Raw genomic sequence first — 12879 nt, forward strand, 5'->3', positions numbered from 1 at the left:
TCTTTCGGATCTTGCCGGGCCCGCGCTGCCCGGCACCGCACCTCGCGGCGTTGTCGGGGCTCCCGAGTACGTCCGGCCTTGCGATGCACGGCACCGGACACCGCGGGCTCGGCCGACGAGATCCGAAGGACCCGCCCTAGAGGGAAGTGCCGAAGCCGTCGGCCGTGGAGCCGCTGCCGCCGGTGGAGGAGGAACCCGTTCCGCCGGGGCCGCCCTTGCGCAGGGAGTCCAGGTCGGCCTTGATCGTGTTGACCGGGATGGCGAAGCCGAGGCCGACGCTGCCGGCCGTGGCGCTGCTGGAGGCGGGGGAGTAGATCGCGGAGGGCATGCCCACGATCTCGCCGTTCATGTTGACCAGGGCGCCGCCGGAGTTGCCGGGGTTGAGGGAGGCGTCCGTCTGGAGCGCCTTGTACGAGGTGGTGTCCGAGCCGGTGTCCCCGTTGAACTGCCGTCCGCCGAAGGAGAAGGGCCAGCCGTCGCCGTCCTGCTGCCGGCTCTGCGGGGACTGCCGCTCCGACTTCGGCACCTTCACCTCGCGGTCCAGCGCGGAGACGATGCCGCTGGTCACGGTGCCGGTGAGGCCGTCGGGCGAGCCGATGGCGACGACCTGGTCGCCGACCTTCACGTGGCCGGAGTCGCCGAGCTTGGCGGGCTTGAGGCCGGTGGCGCCCTGAAGCTTGATCAGGGCCAGGTCCTTGTCGGGGTCGGCGCCGACGAGGGTGGCCTTGTACGTCTTGCCGTCGCTCATCGTCACCTGGATCTCGGCGGCGCCGCTCACGACGTGGTTGTTGGTGACGATCTCGCCGTCGGCGGTGATGACGATGCCGGAGCCGGTGCCCTGGCCGGACGCGGTGCGGGTGTCGATGCGGACGACCGAGGGGCTGACCTGTTCGGCTACGCCGGTGACGGTGCCGGTGTACGACTGCGAGACGTTGGTGCCGTTGACACCGCCGCCGCCGACGCTCTGCCGGTCCACCAGCTGCTGGACGGCGGCCGCCGTGCCGCCACCGACCAGGGCCGCGGTGAGGGCGACGGCGGTCAGCAGCGCGAGGGGCCGCTTGGCGCGGGGGGCGGGGGCGGCGGCGTGGGCCGGGCCCTGGGGGGCGCCGGTGCGGGCGCCTCCTGCGTCGGCGGCCGGTGCCGCGGCCGGGACCGTCTCGCCGCGGATGACCGGGGACCGGTGTGCCTCGTGCCAGCCGGGGGCCGCGGGCGGGTACGAGGGCGGCGGCGGGTACGCCCCGGCCGCGGCCTCCTGCGCCGGCTGCTCACGGCCCCGCTGCCAGTCCTCGCCGAACGGCGCGTGCGGGGTGGGGCGGTCCTGTCGCGGGTACTCGCCTTCGCGGCGGAAGCTGTCGGTCATGGTGACGACTCTGGTAGCCGATCATGAGAGCTTCCTGAGCCTGGCCTGAGAAGCCCGACAGAACCTCGTAGGCCCGATGTAAGCCGTGCTGCGGAACTGCGGAACTGCGGAACTGCGGAACTGCGGAACGCGGACGGCGGGGCCGGCGTCAGCGGCAGCCGCAGGAGCGGCGGATCACCAGGGCCGACGGGAACTGCTTCAGGCGTTCACGGCGGGAGCCGGCCACGCGGAGCGAGTCGTCCAGCACGAGGTCCACCGCCGCGCGGGCCATCGCCGGACGGTCCGACGCGATGGTGGTCAGGGGCGGGTCCGTGAGGGCCGCCTCCTTGACGTCGTCGAAGCCCGCCACGGCCAGTTCCCCGGGCACGTCGATCCGGAGCTCCCGCGCCGCGCGCAGCAGACCGATCGCCTGGTCGTCCGTGGCGCAGAAGATGGCCGGCGGGCGGTCCGGGCCGGACAGCACCTCCAGGGCCACCCGGTACGCGTCGTAGCGGTTGTACGGGGCCTGGAAGAGCCGCCCCTCGGTCGAGCGGCCGGATTCCAGCATCGCCCGGCGCCAGCCCTCGACGTGGTCGGCAACCGGGTCGCCGACCTCCGGGGTGGTCTCGACGCCGCCGAGGCAGGCCACGTACTCGTGCCCGTGTTCCAGAAGGTGGCGGGTGGCGAGCTGCGCGCCGCCGATGTCGTCCGTGACGACGGCGACGTCGTCGATCGCCTCCGGGCGCTCGTGCAGCAGCACGACCCGTGCGTCCCAGGCCTCGATCTCCGAGGCCGCGCGCTCGCTCATGCCCTGGCTGACCAGGATCAGGCCCGAGACGCGCATGCCGAGGAAGGCGCGCAGGTAGTGGACCTCGCGCTCGTCCCGGTAGTCGGAGTTGCCGACCAGCACCATTTTCCCGCGCTCGGCGGCGGCCTGTTCGACCGCATGCGCCATCTCCGCGAAGAACGGCTGACGGGCGTCGGGGACGATCATGCCTATGAGGTCGGTGCGCCGCGATGCCATCGCCTGGGCGACCCGGTCCGGGCGGTAGCCCAGATCCTTGATCGCGGCGAGGACACGCTCGCGCGTGGCCGGGGCAACCGGCCGGGGTCCGTTGTTGATGACATAGCTCACGACGGCGGTAGAAGTACCCGCAAGTCGCGCCACGTCATCCCGCGTCACCTTGGCCACGCGCGGCAGTCTACGCGGGGTGACCTACCTCTGGGCAGGGCGTCCCGCGGAGTTGATGCTCACAGGCTCTTCCGCCGATCGGGTGACGGTAGCCGCGTCCTGCGCGGCGGTCTGCGCGGAGGCCTGGGCCGCCACCGCCTGGGCTTTGGCCTCCGCCGCCGCCTGGGCCTTGGCCTCCGCCGCCGCCCGCTCGACCTTCTCCGGCGTGACGAAGCGGTAGCCGACGTTGCGGACCGTACCGATCAGCGACTCGTGCTCGGGACCCAGCTTGGCGCGCAGACGCCGTACGTGGACGTCGACGGTCCGGGTGCCGCCGAAGTAGTCGTAGCCCCAGACCTCCTGCAGCAGCTGGGCGCGGGTGAAGACGCGGCCCGGGTGCTGCGCGAGGTACTTGAGCAGCTCGAACTCCTTGAAGGTGAGGTCCAGCACCCGCCCCTTGAGCTTGGCGGAGTACGTGGCCTCGTCCACCGAGAGATCGCCGTTGCGGATCTCCATCGGGGAATCGTCCGAGCCCATCTGCTGGCGGCCCGTGGCGAGCCGCAGCCGCGCCTCGACCTCGGCGGGGCCGGCGGTGTCCAGGAGGACGTCGTCGATGCCCCAGTCGGCGGTGACGGCCGCCAGGCCGCCCTCGGTGACGACGAGGATCAGCGGACAGCCGGGCCCGGTGGAGCGGAGCAGCTGGCACAGCGACCGCACCTGCGGCAGGTCGCGGCGCCCGTCCACGAGGATGACGTCGGCACCCGGGGTGTCCACGAGGGCCGGGCCCTCGGCCGGGGCCACCCGGACGTTGTGCAGCAGCAGGCCGAGCGCGGGCAGCACCTCGGTGGAAGGCTGTAGGGCGTTGGTGAGCAGAAGGAGTGAGCTCATGTCCGACCACCTGCCCGGGTCGGACGGTGGTACACGGATCGCTGGTCCATCACGTCGGTTCCTCCTCGGTCCCGTCGAGGACGTGCGCGGTACTGCTTCGTACGGCTTGCCCGGTGCCCCGGCGGTCCCCGCGCCCTGGGGTCCGCATGGATACCGCTGTTCTCGGTTCGTTCAACGCGCTGAAAGCACAAAAGGACCCGGGGGCAACGTTGCCCGGATCCTCTCGCCAAGCAGAATAGCCCACCCGTCGTTTCGCGGCCGAGCTCTTCCGTTTCCTCTTCTGTGGTTCCTGCCACGCTCGTGCCCTGCGTATGCCCCGGTTTCACCGGATCGGGGGGCGGCCGAGCGGTACGGCCCGGCCGGCCGGGCGCACACCCGGCGCGTCGGGGCACGCCGGGGCGAGCGGTGGGAGGGGCCATCATGGAGGCCGACGGTAGAGAGCCGACGATAGGAGCTGCAGTGGCAACCGGAACCATCCGCTACTGGGCGGCGGCCAAGGCCGCGGCCGAGACGGCGGAGGAGCCGTACTCGGCGCGCACACTGGCCGAGGCGCTCGACGCCGTGCGGGAACGCCATCCCGGGGAGCTGAGCCGGGTCCTGCTGCGCTGCTCCTTCCTGGTGAACGACGAGCCTGTGGGCAAGCGCCCGCACGATGCCGTCCTGCTGACCGAGGGAGGCACCGTCGAGGTGCTTCCGCCGTTCGCGGGCGGGTGAGCGGGAGCCCATGAGCACGCCCGAGGAACAGCAGCGACAGCAGCGTCAGCAGTACTACGCGCAGCAGGAGCAGCAGCAACAGCAGCAACAGCAGCAACAGCAGCAGCAGCAGCAAGACCAGCAGCACCAGCAGCAGGATCCGTACGGGACCCAGACCTGGCAGTCCGACACCTGGGACACCAGCCACCAGCCGCTGCATCCGCCGCTGGGCGCGGTGCCTGGGCAGCCGGTGGCGCCGGAGGGCTGGTTCCGCGACGAGGCCCCCGCCCCGGCCCCGGCCGGCGGTACGGGTGTGCCCTGGCCCGACGGCTCCGGCCAGGGCCCCGCCGACCCCTACGCGCCGTACTCCTATCCGGCGCCGGTCGAGGAGGCCGCGTACCGGCCGCCGGTCTCGGAGTCCGGACAGCAGGCCGTGGCCCCGGAGGGCTGGTTCCGGGACGAGTTCCAGGCCCCGGCCCCCGATGCCGCTCCCGCCCCGGCCCCCGTCCAGGACTGGTCCCAGGGCGGCCCGGGCGCGGGGATGCCCGTCTCGGCCGCCGAGACGGCCTATCCGCCGCCGTATCCGAATCCCGCGCAGCAGTCGGCTCCGGCGGAGGAGACCGCCTATCTGCCGCCGTACCCCGGTCCGGCGCAGCAGCCGGCCGTACCGGAGGGCTGGTTCCGCGACGAGGCACCGGCTCCGGCTCCGGCCGCCGCCCAGGACTGGTCCCAGCGAGGCCAGGGCGGGGCGGTCCCGTCCCCGGCCGACGAGACGGCCTACCTGCCGCCCTACCCCGGCCCCGCGGAGCAGTCGGCCCCGGCCGGCGAGACGGCCTACCTGCCGCCGGTGCCCGGCCCCGCGCGGGAGGCGGCCGGCGCCGAGCAGACCGCGTACCTCCCGCCGCAGGCGGCCGCGCCGGCCGCCGAAACGCCCGCAGCACCCGAGGCGCCGGAGGCCACCGCCTGGTCCCCGCCCACCCTCGCAGGGAACACCGTGCGCGCCGTCGACCCGGCCCAGGCCCGCGCCGAGGGCAGGTCGCCGATCATCGATCCCGGCCCGCAGCCGGCCATACTGACCGCCGCCCTCGGCCTCCTGCTCGCCGCGGCCGCCGCCCTCGGGCAGTTCGCACTGCTCGTGCCGCTGATCGCCCTCCAGGGGCTCACCGCGGCCGGCTGGTTCCGCCTCAACGGCATGTGGCCGGCTCGCCAGGGCATCGCCCTCGCCTTCGCCGGGGCGGTGGTCGCCGACGTGGCCGTGCTCGCGGTGGACCGTACGTACGGCCCCGGCGCGATCGTCGGCACCCTCGGCGCCTGGGTGCTGCTCACCCTCGTGCTCCAGCTGCGCAGCCACGCCGACCCCGACGAGCGGATGTACGGGCTGATGGCCTCGGTGGCCTCGGCCGCCCTCGCCATCGTCTGCGCCGGCTACCTGGCGGCCGATTCCGCCGCCGTCACCGTCGGTGCGGCCGCCGTCGCGGTCGCCGTCTTCGCCCGTGCGCTGCCGCTGCCCACGGCTGCCTCGGTCGGCGTTTCGCTGGCCGCGGCCGCCGGTGCGGGCGTCGCGGTCGGCGGGCTGACCTCCGTCGGAGTGGGCGGGGCGCTGCTCGGCCTGGTCGCCGGCGTGTGCGCGCTGATCGGGCTGCGCGTGGCGGCGTACGACTACCCGTCGAAGTTCGTGCACATGACGGCCGGCGTCGCGCTGCCGCTTGCGGTGGCCGCTCCCGCGGTGTACCTGATCGGCCGGGTGGTGGGCTGACCTGCGAGGGAGCCACAGGGGCTGCTGACCGCCTCCTGTGCGCTTCCGACCTCTCCTGACGGCCTCCTGACGGCCTCCTGACGGCCCGACATGGTCCACTAGAACGCACGTACCAACTAGTAGGGGGAGGGCACGTGCGTGCTCTGCGCGTCATCGTGATCATCGGAGTGGTGCTGGGCGCCCTGTTCGCCGGGGTGGACCGCTGGGCGGTCGGCTACGTCGAGAACCGGCTGGCCGACCGCATACAGGCCCGGCAGGGCCTGGCCGGCACCTCGGAGGTGGAGATCCGCGGATTCCCCTTCCTGACCCAGGCGCTCAGCCATGACCTGGACCGGGTCGACCTCAAGCTCAGGGGCGTGGAGGTCACCGCCGAGGGCCGTAAGACGCGGCTCTCGCAGCTCGACGCGAGCTTCCACCGGGTGAAGCTCGACGACGACTACAGCGGCGGCACCGCGCAGCGTGCCGAGGGCACCGGGCTCATCACGTACGCGGATCTGACCGAGGCCTCCCAGACCGGCGCGACCCTTTCCTACGGCGGGGCGCCGGGCAAGGTGAAGGTCACCGCGGCGGTGGACGTCCTCGGCAGGACCTTGACGCGCAGCGTGGTGTCGACCATCACCCTCGAGGACGCGAAGGACGGAAAGGGCGGCAAGATCGTCCGGGTGCGGGCCGACGAGGTGCCGGGTGAGGGGATCCCCGGCGTCGAGAAGCTGATCCGCAAGAAGACGGACTTCGACCGAAATCTGGGGAGCGGCCTGCCGGCCGGGCTGCACCTCTCGGCCCTGACCTCGGACGAGGCCGGTGTGCACCTCACCCTGGGCGGCTCGAACGTGGTGGTGGCCGGATCGTGAGACGGCGCGGTCCGATCCGCAGAAGGGCGGGCCTGCGGCGGGCCCCGGGAGCGGCCGCGGGGACCGCCGGGCCGGTTGGCATCCCACTATTCGGACGATCCTGTCTCGACATATGACACGCCGGTGACAGGGCGGCTGATTCGTCCCTACGATCCATGGCTATGAAGCATCAGCAGGCGGACCTCACGAAGCGACGGGCAGTTGACCTGTGTCGCGTCGCCGCCATGCTCTGTCGATCCATGTGACCTGTGAGCGCATCCGCTCCATCAGCCGGACGACGGCCCCACGGCCCTTCCCGCGTGACCGCACCCGCCTCCTGATCCCCCTGTCGCCTCCCCGCGCAGGACCTCGAGCGCACCTGCAGGCACGCAGCCATCGCGACACCAGCACCGCCCCGCCGCACACTGCCCCGGAGGAGAACACCATGAGCCGCAGCGACGTCCTCGTAGACGCCGACTGGGTCGAGGCCCACCTGAACGACGCGAACGTCGTCATCGTCGAGGTGGACGAGGACACGTCCGCGTACGACAAGAACCACATCACCAACGCCGTCCGGATCGACTGGAAGAGCGACCTCCAGGACCCGGTCCGCCGCGACTTCGTGGACCAGGAGGGCTTCGAGAAGCTCCTCTCCGCCAAGGGCATCTCCAATGACGACACCGTCGTCCTCTACGGCGGCAACAACAACTGGTTCGCGTCCTACGCCTACTGGTACTTCAAGCTCTACGGCCACCAGGACGTGAAGCTCCTCGACGGCGGCCGCAAGAAGTGGGAGCTCGACTCCCGCGACCTGGTCGACGGCAAGGACGTCCCGAACCGCCCGGCCACCGCGTACAAGGCCAAGGCCCAGGACACCTCGATCCGCGCCTTCCGCGACGACGTCGTGGCCGCGATCGGCTCCCTGAACCTGGTCGACGTCCGTTCGCCCGACGAGTTCTCGGGCAAGCTGCTCGCCCCGGCGCACCTTCCGCAGGAGCAGTCGCAGCGTCCCGGCCACGTGCCGAGCGCCCGCAACATCCCGTGGTCGAAGAACGCCAACGACGACGGCACCTTCAAGTCGGACGACGAGCTCAAGGCTCTCTACGAGACCGAGCAGGTCGACCTGGCGAAGGACACCATCGCCTACTGCCGCATCGGTGAGCGCTCCGCGCTCACGTGGTTCGTGCTGCACGAGCTCCTGGGCCAGGAGAACGTCAAGAACTACGACGGTTCCTGGACCGAGTACGGCTCGCTCGTCGGCGTGCCGATCGAGCTCGGCCCCAACAAGTAATCCCGGGCACGCGACGCCCTCGTAGACGACCTCTCCAGGACAGGACAGAGAACATGTGTGGAGCACAGATCGGCGGGCCCGACCTCGCGACGCTCAAGCCCGGTGAGACGGCGATCCAGGGCCAGGTGACCAAGGACGGCGAGCCCGTCAGCGGTTACGTGCGGCTGCTGGACTCGACCGGCGAGTTCACGGCCGAGGTCCCGACCTCGGCGACCGGCCAGTTCCGCTTCTACGCCGCCACCGGCTCCTGGACGCTGCGCGCGCTCGTCCCGGGTGGCCAGGCGGACCGTGCCGTCGTGGTCGCCGAGGCCGGCGGCGTGACGGACGTGGCGATCGCGGTCTGAGCACCGCTCTCGCCGCTCTTGCGATCGCCTGATTGATCGGCCGAAGGGCCGCACCCCCGGGGGTTGGACGCCACTGGAACGGGGTGCGGCCCTTCGTGCCGTCCGCCTTGTGTTCGCGGGGCCCCGCTCTACGCTGGAACCATGTACGCCCGGCGCCGACGTGCCTACTTCCTGCTGATGGGCGGATGCCTCGTCCTCTTCGTCTCCGCCTGGTCCTTCGTGCGCCTGCTGTCGGTGGAGGCGGCGGTGGCCATGTGCGTGGTCGCCATGGTCATCCCTCCGGTCGCCGCGATGATCGCCAACCGGCGCGGCCCGGACGACCGCTGGTGGGACGATCCCTCGGGCGATCCGAAGTCCGACGAGTGGTGGGACGAACTGGACGGAAAGCGGCGCCACGAGGACTGAGGCGGGCGCGAGATAAGAATGTAATAAGCATTCATACAACTGCTCCCCCCTGGGGCGGGTCATGGGTACGCGCGGGTAACCGACTCGCGCCTCCAGTCCTGCGGGGGGACTCCCTTGGAACATGAACAGACCATCTCTGAGCAGCGGAAAGAGGCGGAGACCACACCGGAATCGGACACTCCGGACCCGGTCTCCGAGGCGCCCGTCGCCGCCTCACCGAGCCGCCGCCGGAGCCGTACGACCCTGCTGATCGCAGGCGCGGCCGTACTCGGCGTCCTCGCCGGGACGATCACCGGTTACGCGGTCCAGTACCACCGCGAACCCACCCCGCTGCCGCCGCTGGCCCAGCAGACGCTGGTGACGCCGAAGGCGCTCGCGCCGAACGACACCACGACGAACCGGACGATCAACGCCAACCGCTGGCACAAGACCGACGACGACCTCGGCAAGCTGCTGATCGAGGCGCCGAGCGGGGCGAAGGTCGACGGGGCCGGCTACATGTCGCTCGACTCCTTCTCGACGTACTTCGAGGAACCGGACGCGGCCTTCGGCAACCTCGCGACGGACGGCGTCCGACGGCTCGCCTCGACGTCGTGGGCGCAGGGCGACCGCGTCTTCGTCGAAGTCCACCTGCTGCAGTTCAACGACCTCTCGGGCGCGGACAACTACCAGAAGGACCAGTCCGCCTACATGCCCGAGAAGAAGTACGCGGGCAACGAGGGCGTGACCATTCCGGGCCTCTCCGGGGAGCTCGGGCACGTCTGGGTGAACTCGGAGGCGATGCAGGAGCCGGGTTACCACCCGATCCGCGGAGGGCGCGCCATCGCGCGTCGCGGCGACATCGTCCTGGACATCTACTACTTCGACAACCGCGGAAAGGTCTCGGAGAAGGACATCCTCGACCTGGCCAAGCGACAGCTGGAGCGACTGTGACCGAGCCGCAGAACGAGACGACCCCGGCTACGGCTACGGCTACGGTTCCGGTTCCGGCCACGGCGCCGGATGACTTGTCGGCCTGGGCGGCTCCGGCCGAGGCCGGGCCGGAGCCGGCCGCGCAGGCCGAGCCCGCGCGCACGGTCGACCGCAGGAAGGCCGGCCTGATCGCCGCCGCAACGGCCGCGGCCCTGCTCGTGGGCGGCGGTGCATGGGCCGCCTCCGCGATCGGGGACGCCGACCGGACCGCGCCCACCCGCTACTGGTCCGCCGCGGGCGAGCTCCCCGCCGAGGCCGAGACGCCGGCTCCCGTTCCTCCGAACGACCTGTCGGGCAAGCTGCTGCCGATACCGAACGCCTTCACCCTGGGTCCCGACCTCGCCGACGACGGCAACAACTTCTTCGTCTCCGGCGAGAGCGCCGTCCAGGGCTTCAAGGACTCCCGCAAGGGTCTGTCCAGCACCGAGCGCAAGAAGCGCGACGAGGCGATGGCCGAGCTGAAGCTCAAGGGCCTCGCCGGGCGCAGCTACACCAGGTCGGACGGGGAGGTGGTGCTGGAGGTCCGCATCATGCAGGCCGACCCGCAGGCCCTCGGCAAGTTCTCCGAGGTCTCCAAGAAGATCCTCGGCCTGACCGGCGACGGCCGCGACGCGCCTGCGGTGGACGGATTCCCGGACGCCAAGTGCTCGCTCCTCGCCATCGGTGAGGAGAAGAAGGAGAAGATCGACTCGCTCGACTGCGTGGCGGTCCAGGGCGATGTGCTGGTCAACTTCCGCGCCTATGGTCCCAAGCCCTTCTCCAGCGCTGAGGCCGTCGCGCTCTTCAAGAACCAGCTGAACCACCTGAAGTCCCCCGGGGAGTCCGTGTGATCGAGCAGAACACCACAGGAGCCGCCTCGGAGGCCGTCGAGGCGACCGACGGCGCCGAAGTCGTCGAGGCGACCGACGGCGCCGAGGTCGTCGAGGCGGCTGCGGGCGCCGAAGCCGGCGCCGTCGCCCCGCCGGAGGCGGTGTCCGTCCAGCCGGAGGCTCCGGGGGACGCCACGGCGCCGCAGGCCCCCGTGCCCCCGCCCGCGCCGAAGGACCGCCGCAAGCTGTTCTCCCTCCTGCGCTGGACCGCCGCCGTCGCCGTCTTCGCCGTCGCCGGCACGGGCGTCGCGTACGGGATCACGCGGCCCGAGCGCACCGACGTCCCCGGCCTGTCCACCCAGGACGACGGCCGCTGGGTCTACCCGGCGCTGGCCAAGCCCACGCTGCCGCCCGGCGCCGCCCTGCCCTTCGCCCCGGACAACAAGGACGGCATCCACTACGCGTCCACCGCGCAGCTCCTCCTCCCGGCCCCGAAGGGGTCCGCGCAGGACCCGGCGTTGAAGCTGGAGAAGGATCAGGCGGTGTCCCAGGACACCTTCCTGGAGGAGTACGACACGACCGTTCGCGAGGAGATGAAGCAGGCCTTCGCAGACGACGGCCTGCGCCAGATCGTGGCCCGCGGCTGGGTGATGCCGGACGGTACCCGTACCCGGATCTACCTGCTGCGTTTCCACTCCTCCGGCTTCGTTGACGCCTTCGGGGGCTGCGGCCTCAGCATGAAGCCCCACGGTGTCGGCGGGATGGAGGCGGACCCTGCGTGGACGCAGGCCAAGGAGGACCAGCGCCCGCCGGACCTTCGCGGCACCACCCTCTTCGCGGAGGCCGGCGACCCCGGTGACGAGCAGGTCCGGGCCGGGTGCGTCCGGTCAGGTGACCTTCAGGCCGTCGTCTTCCAGACCCGCAGGGGAAAGGTGGCCACCGTCCCCCTCCACCAGACGGTGATCCTTCAGGGCCAGCTGCTGGGCTGACCGCCGGGGGCGACGGGCTACGGCCCACCTCACACCGTGCGCCGGTCCCCGGGCCAGTAGGCTTGGGAACCGGCCCGTACCCCCCGAACGAATTCCGAGGAGCACCCCGTGCTTGAGGCAGTCTTCACCTCCCTGCTGGTCCTGGTCTGCGTCGGCGTCATGGCTTTCACCGGCCTGGCCGTCAAGAAGCTGTATCAGGGTCAGCGCTGAGCTTGCGCCCAGCAGACCGCCCCGGAACCCCTCCCACAGATCGCCTGAGCAGCCATTCATGATCCAGATCCCGTCCGACCTGAACCCGGGCCTCGTCCCCCTCGCCTTCCTCCTCGGCAACTGGGAGGGTGCGGGAGTCTTCGACTTCCCCGGTGAGGAGAAGTGCAACTTCGGCCAGGAGGTCGTCTTCAGCCACGACGGCCGGGACTTCCTGGAGTACACCTCCCACACCTGGGTCCTCGACGCCGAGGGCAAGAAGGTGCGGCCGCTGGAGTCCGAGTCGGGTTACTGGCGCATCGACAAGGACCGCAAGGTCGAGATCGTCATGGTCCGCGACCAGGGCGTCGTCGAGGTCTGGTACGGCGAGCTCGCCGACCAGAAGCCCCAGATCGACCTGGTCACCGACGCGGTCGCCCGCACCGCCGCCTCCGGCCCGTACAGCGGGGGCAAGCGGCTCTACGGCTACGTGAAGAGCGACCTCATGTGGGTCGGCGAGAAGGCCACCCCGGACGTCGAGCTGCGTCCGTACATGTCGGCCCAGCTCAAGAAGGTCGTCACGCCGGAGGAGGTCGCCGAGATGGCGCGCAACCTTCCGGACATGCCGGACGACGGCATCGCCTTCTTCCGCTGACCGATCCGCTGACCGATCCGTCCACAGGCTGTGCAGAAGGGGACCACGGGGCCGACCCGCGGTCCCCTTCCCGCGCTTACACTGGCCGGGTGGTGAGCACCGAGAGCAGCGAAGGCACCGACTGGAAGGCCGATCTGCGGCAGCGCGGCTACCGGCTGACCCCGCAGCGCCAGCTCGTGCTGGAGGCGGTCGACACGCTGGAGCACGCCACCCCGGACGAGATCCTCGCCCACGTGCGCAAGACCGCCTCCGGGGTCAACATCTCCACCGTCTACCGGACGCTGGAGCTCCTGGAGGAGCTCGGCCTCGTCTCGCACGCCCACCTCGGACACGGGGCCCCCACCTACCACCTCGCCGACCGGCACCACCACATGCACCTGGTGTGCCGCGACTGCGCCGACGTCATCGAGGCGGACGTGGACGTCGCCGCCGAGTTCACGGCGAAGCTCCGCAGCGCCTTCGGCTTCGAGACCGACATGAAGCACTTCGCGATCTTCGGGCTGTGCCGCACATGCGCGGCGAAACAGCGTGCCGGTCAGGCGTAGCCGGGT

Annotated in this window: 15 protein-coding genes; 12 read left to right on the forward strand and 3 right to left on the reverse strand. The window is 71.4% G+C overall.

The features are described 5' to 3' along the window. Positions 1 to 136 precede the first annotated feature (136 nt). From ACWGIF_RS08630 to ACWGIF_RS08640, 3 genes are all read right to left on the reverse strand, one after another. Positions 137 to 1360, reverse strand: coding sequence for a S1C family serine protease (locus tag ACWGIF_RS08630; protein WP_453493059.1), 1224 nt, complete (start codon positions 1358 to 1360; stop codon positions 137 to 139). A gap of 148 nt (positions 1361 to 1508) precedes the next feature. Continuing rightward, a complete protein-coding gene (locus ACWGIF_RS08635) occupies positions 1509 to 2531 on the reverse strand; it encodes a LacI family DNA-binding transcriptional regulator (protein ID WP_453493062.1) in 1023 nt (340 codons plus the stop codon). A gap of 24 nt (positions 2532 to 2555) precedes the next feature. Beyond that, the gene (locus ACWGIF_RS08640; RefSeq protein ID WP_453493064.1) at positions 2556 to 3398 is read right to left on the reverse strand and encodes a response regulator transcription factor; all 843 of its coding nucleotides are present in this window, start codon (positions 3396 to 3398) and stop codon (positions 2556 to 2558) included. Between the two features lie 459 nt (positions 3399 to 3857). Between ACWGIF_RS08640 and ACWGIF_RS08645 the strand changes: the two genes are divergently transcribed. The 12 genes from ACWGIF_RS08645 to ACWGIF_RS08700 all read left to right on the forward strand — a co-directional run bounded on the left by ACWGIF_RS08645 (position 3858) and on the right by ACWGIF_RS08700 (position 12873). Further along, entirely contained in the window at positions 3858 to 4112 is a 255-nt protein-coding gene (locus tag ACWGIF_RS08645; RefSeq protein ID WP_401200534.1) for a MoaD/ThiS family protein, read from the forward strand. 10 nt (positions 4113 to 4122) lie between these two features. Next, positions 4123 to 5847 (forward strand): hypothetical protein, encoded by a 1725-nt coding sequence (locus ACWGIF_RS08650; RefSeq protein WP_453493068.1) that lies wholly within the window; start codon positions 4123 to 4125, stop codon positions 5845 to 5847. Between the two features lie 134 nt (positions 5848 to 5981). Next, a complete protein-coding gene (locus tag ACWGIF_RS08655) occupies positions 5982 to 6698 on the forward strand; it encodes an LmeA family phospholipid-binding protein (RefSeq protein WP_453493071.1) in 717 nt (238 codons plus the stop codon). 161 nt (positions 6699 to 6859) lie between these two features. Next, on the forward strand, positions 6860 to 6943 hold the full coding sequence (locus ACWGIF_RS08660) for a putative leader peptide (RefSeq protein WP_350206375.1): 84 nt from the start codon (positions 6860 to 6862) through the stop codon (positions 6941 to 6943). Between the two features lie 179 nt (positions 6944 to 7122). After that, a complete protein-coding gene (locus ACWGIF_RS08665) occupies positions 7123 to 7968 on the forward strand; it encodes a sulfurtransferase (RefSeq protein WP_453493074.1) in 846 nt (281 codons plus the stop codon). A gap of 53 nt (positions 7969 to 8021) precedes the next feature. Beyond that, on the forward strand, positions 8022 to 8312 hold the full coding sequence (locus ACWGIF_RS08670) for a DUF1416 domain-containing protein (protein WP_045950396.1): 291 nt from the start codon (positions 8022 to 8024) through the stop codon (positions 8310 to 8312). Between the two features lie 141 nt (positions 8313 to 8453). Beyond that, positions 8454 to 8717 (forward strand): DUF3099 domain-containing protein, encoded by a 264-nt coding sequence (locus ACWGIF_RS08675; protein WP_453493077.1) that lies wholly within the window; start codon positions 8454 to 8456, stop codon positions 8715 to 8717. 114 nt (positions 8718 to 8831) lie between these two features. Further along, a complete protein-coding gene (locus tag ACWGIF_RS08680) occupies positions 8832 to 9650 on the forward strand; it encodes a hypothetical protein (protein ID WP_453493080.1) in 819 nt (272 codons plus the stop codon). Continuing rightward, positions 9647 to 10519: a hypothetical protein gene (locus tag ACWGIF_RS08685; protein ID WP_453493083.1), complete on the forward strand. Its 873-nt coding sequence runs from the start codon at positions 9647 to 9649 to the stop codon at positions 10517 to 10519. The genes ACWGIF_RS08680 and ACWGIF_RS08685 overlap by 4 nt, the downstream gene beginning before the upstream one ends. Beyond that, a complete protein-coding gene (locus ACWGIF_RS08690; protein ID WP_453493086.1) occupies positions 10516 to 11487 on the forward strand; it encodes a hypothetical protein in 972 nt (323 codons plus the stop codon). Before ACWGIF_RS08685 ends, ACWGIF_RS08690 begins: the two co-directional genes overlap by 4 nt. Positions 11488 to 11755: 268 nt before the next feature. Continuing rightward, positions 11756 to 12328, forward strand: a complete 573-nt coding sequence (locus tag ACWGIF_RS08695) for an FABP family protein (protein ID WP_030011198.1) — start codon at positions 11756 to 11758, stop codon at positions 12326 to 12328. An 89-nt stretch (positions 12329 to 12417) separates the two neighbouring features. Next, positions 12418 to 12873, forward strand: coding sequence for a Fur family transcriptional regulator (locus ACWGIF_RS08700; protein ID WP_453493089.1), 456 nt, complete (start codon positions 12418 to 12420; stop codon positions 12871 to 12873). Positions 12874 to 12879 lie beyond the last annotated feature (6 nt).

This window comes from Streptomyces sp. NPDC054849 (genome assembly GCF_053610945.1).

What these genes read in the sequence shown, in the direction of transcription:
- ACWGIF_RS08640 (WP_453493064.1), bottom strand. Translation starts at nt 3,398, where the DNA reads ATGAGCTCACTCCTTCTGCTCACCAACGCCCTACAGCCTTCCACCGAG.
- ACWGIF_RS08670 (WP_045950396.1), top strand. Translation starts at nt 8,022, where the DNA reads ATGTGTGGAGCACAGATCGGCGGGCCCGACCTCGCGACGCTCAAGCCC.
- ACWGIF_RS08660 (WP_350206375.1), top strand. Translation starts at nt 6,860, where the DNA reads ATGAAGCATCAGCAGGCGGACCTCACGAAGCGACGGGCAGTTGACCTG.
- ACWGIF_RS08650 (WP_453493068.1), top strand. Translation starts at nt 4,123, where the DNA reads ATGAGCACGCCCGAGGAACAGCAGCGACAGCAGCGTCAGCAGTACTAC.
- ACWGIF_RS08630 (WP_453493059.1), bottom strand. Translation starts at nt 1,360, where the DNA reads ATGACCGACAGCTTCCGCCGCGAAGGCGAGTACCCGCGACAGGACCGC.
- ACWGIF_RS08675 (WP_453493077.1), top strand. Translation starts at nt 8,454, where the DNA reads ATGTACGCCCGGCGCCGACGTGCCTACTTCCTGCTGATGGGCGGATGC.
- ACWGIF_RS08665 (WP_453493074.1), top strand. Translation starts at nt 7,123, where the DNA reads ATGAGCCGCAGCGACGTCCTCGTAGACGCCGACTGGGTCGAGGCCCAC.
- ACWGIF_RS08695 (WP_030011198.1), top strand. Translation starts at nt 11,756, where the DNA reads ATGATCCAGATCCCGTCCGACCTGAACCCGGGCCTCGTCCCCCTCGCC.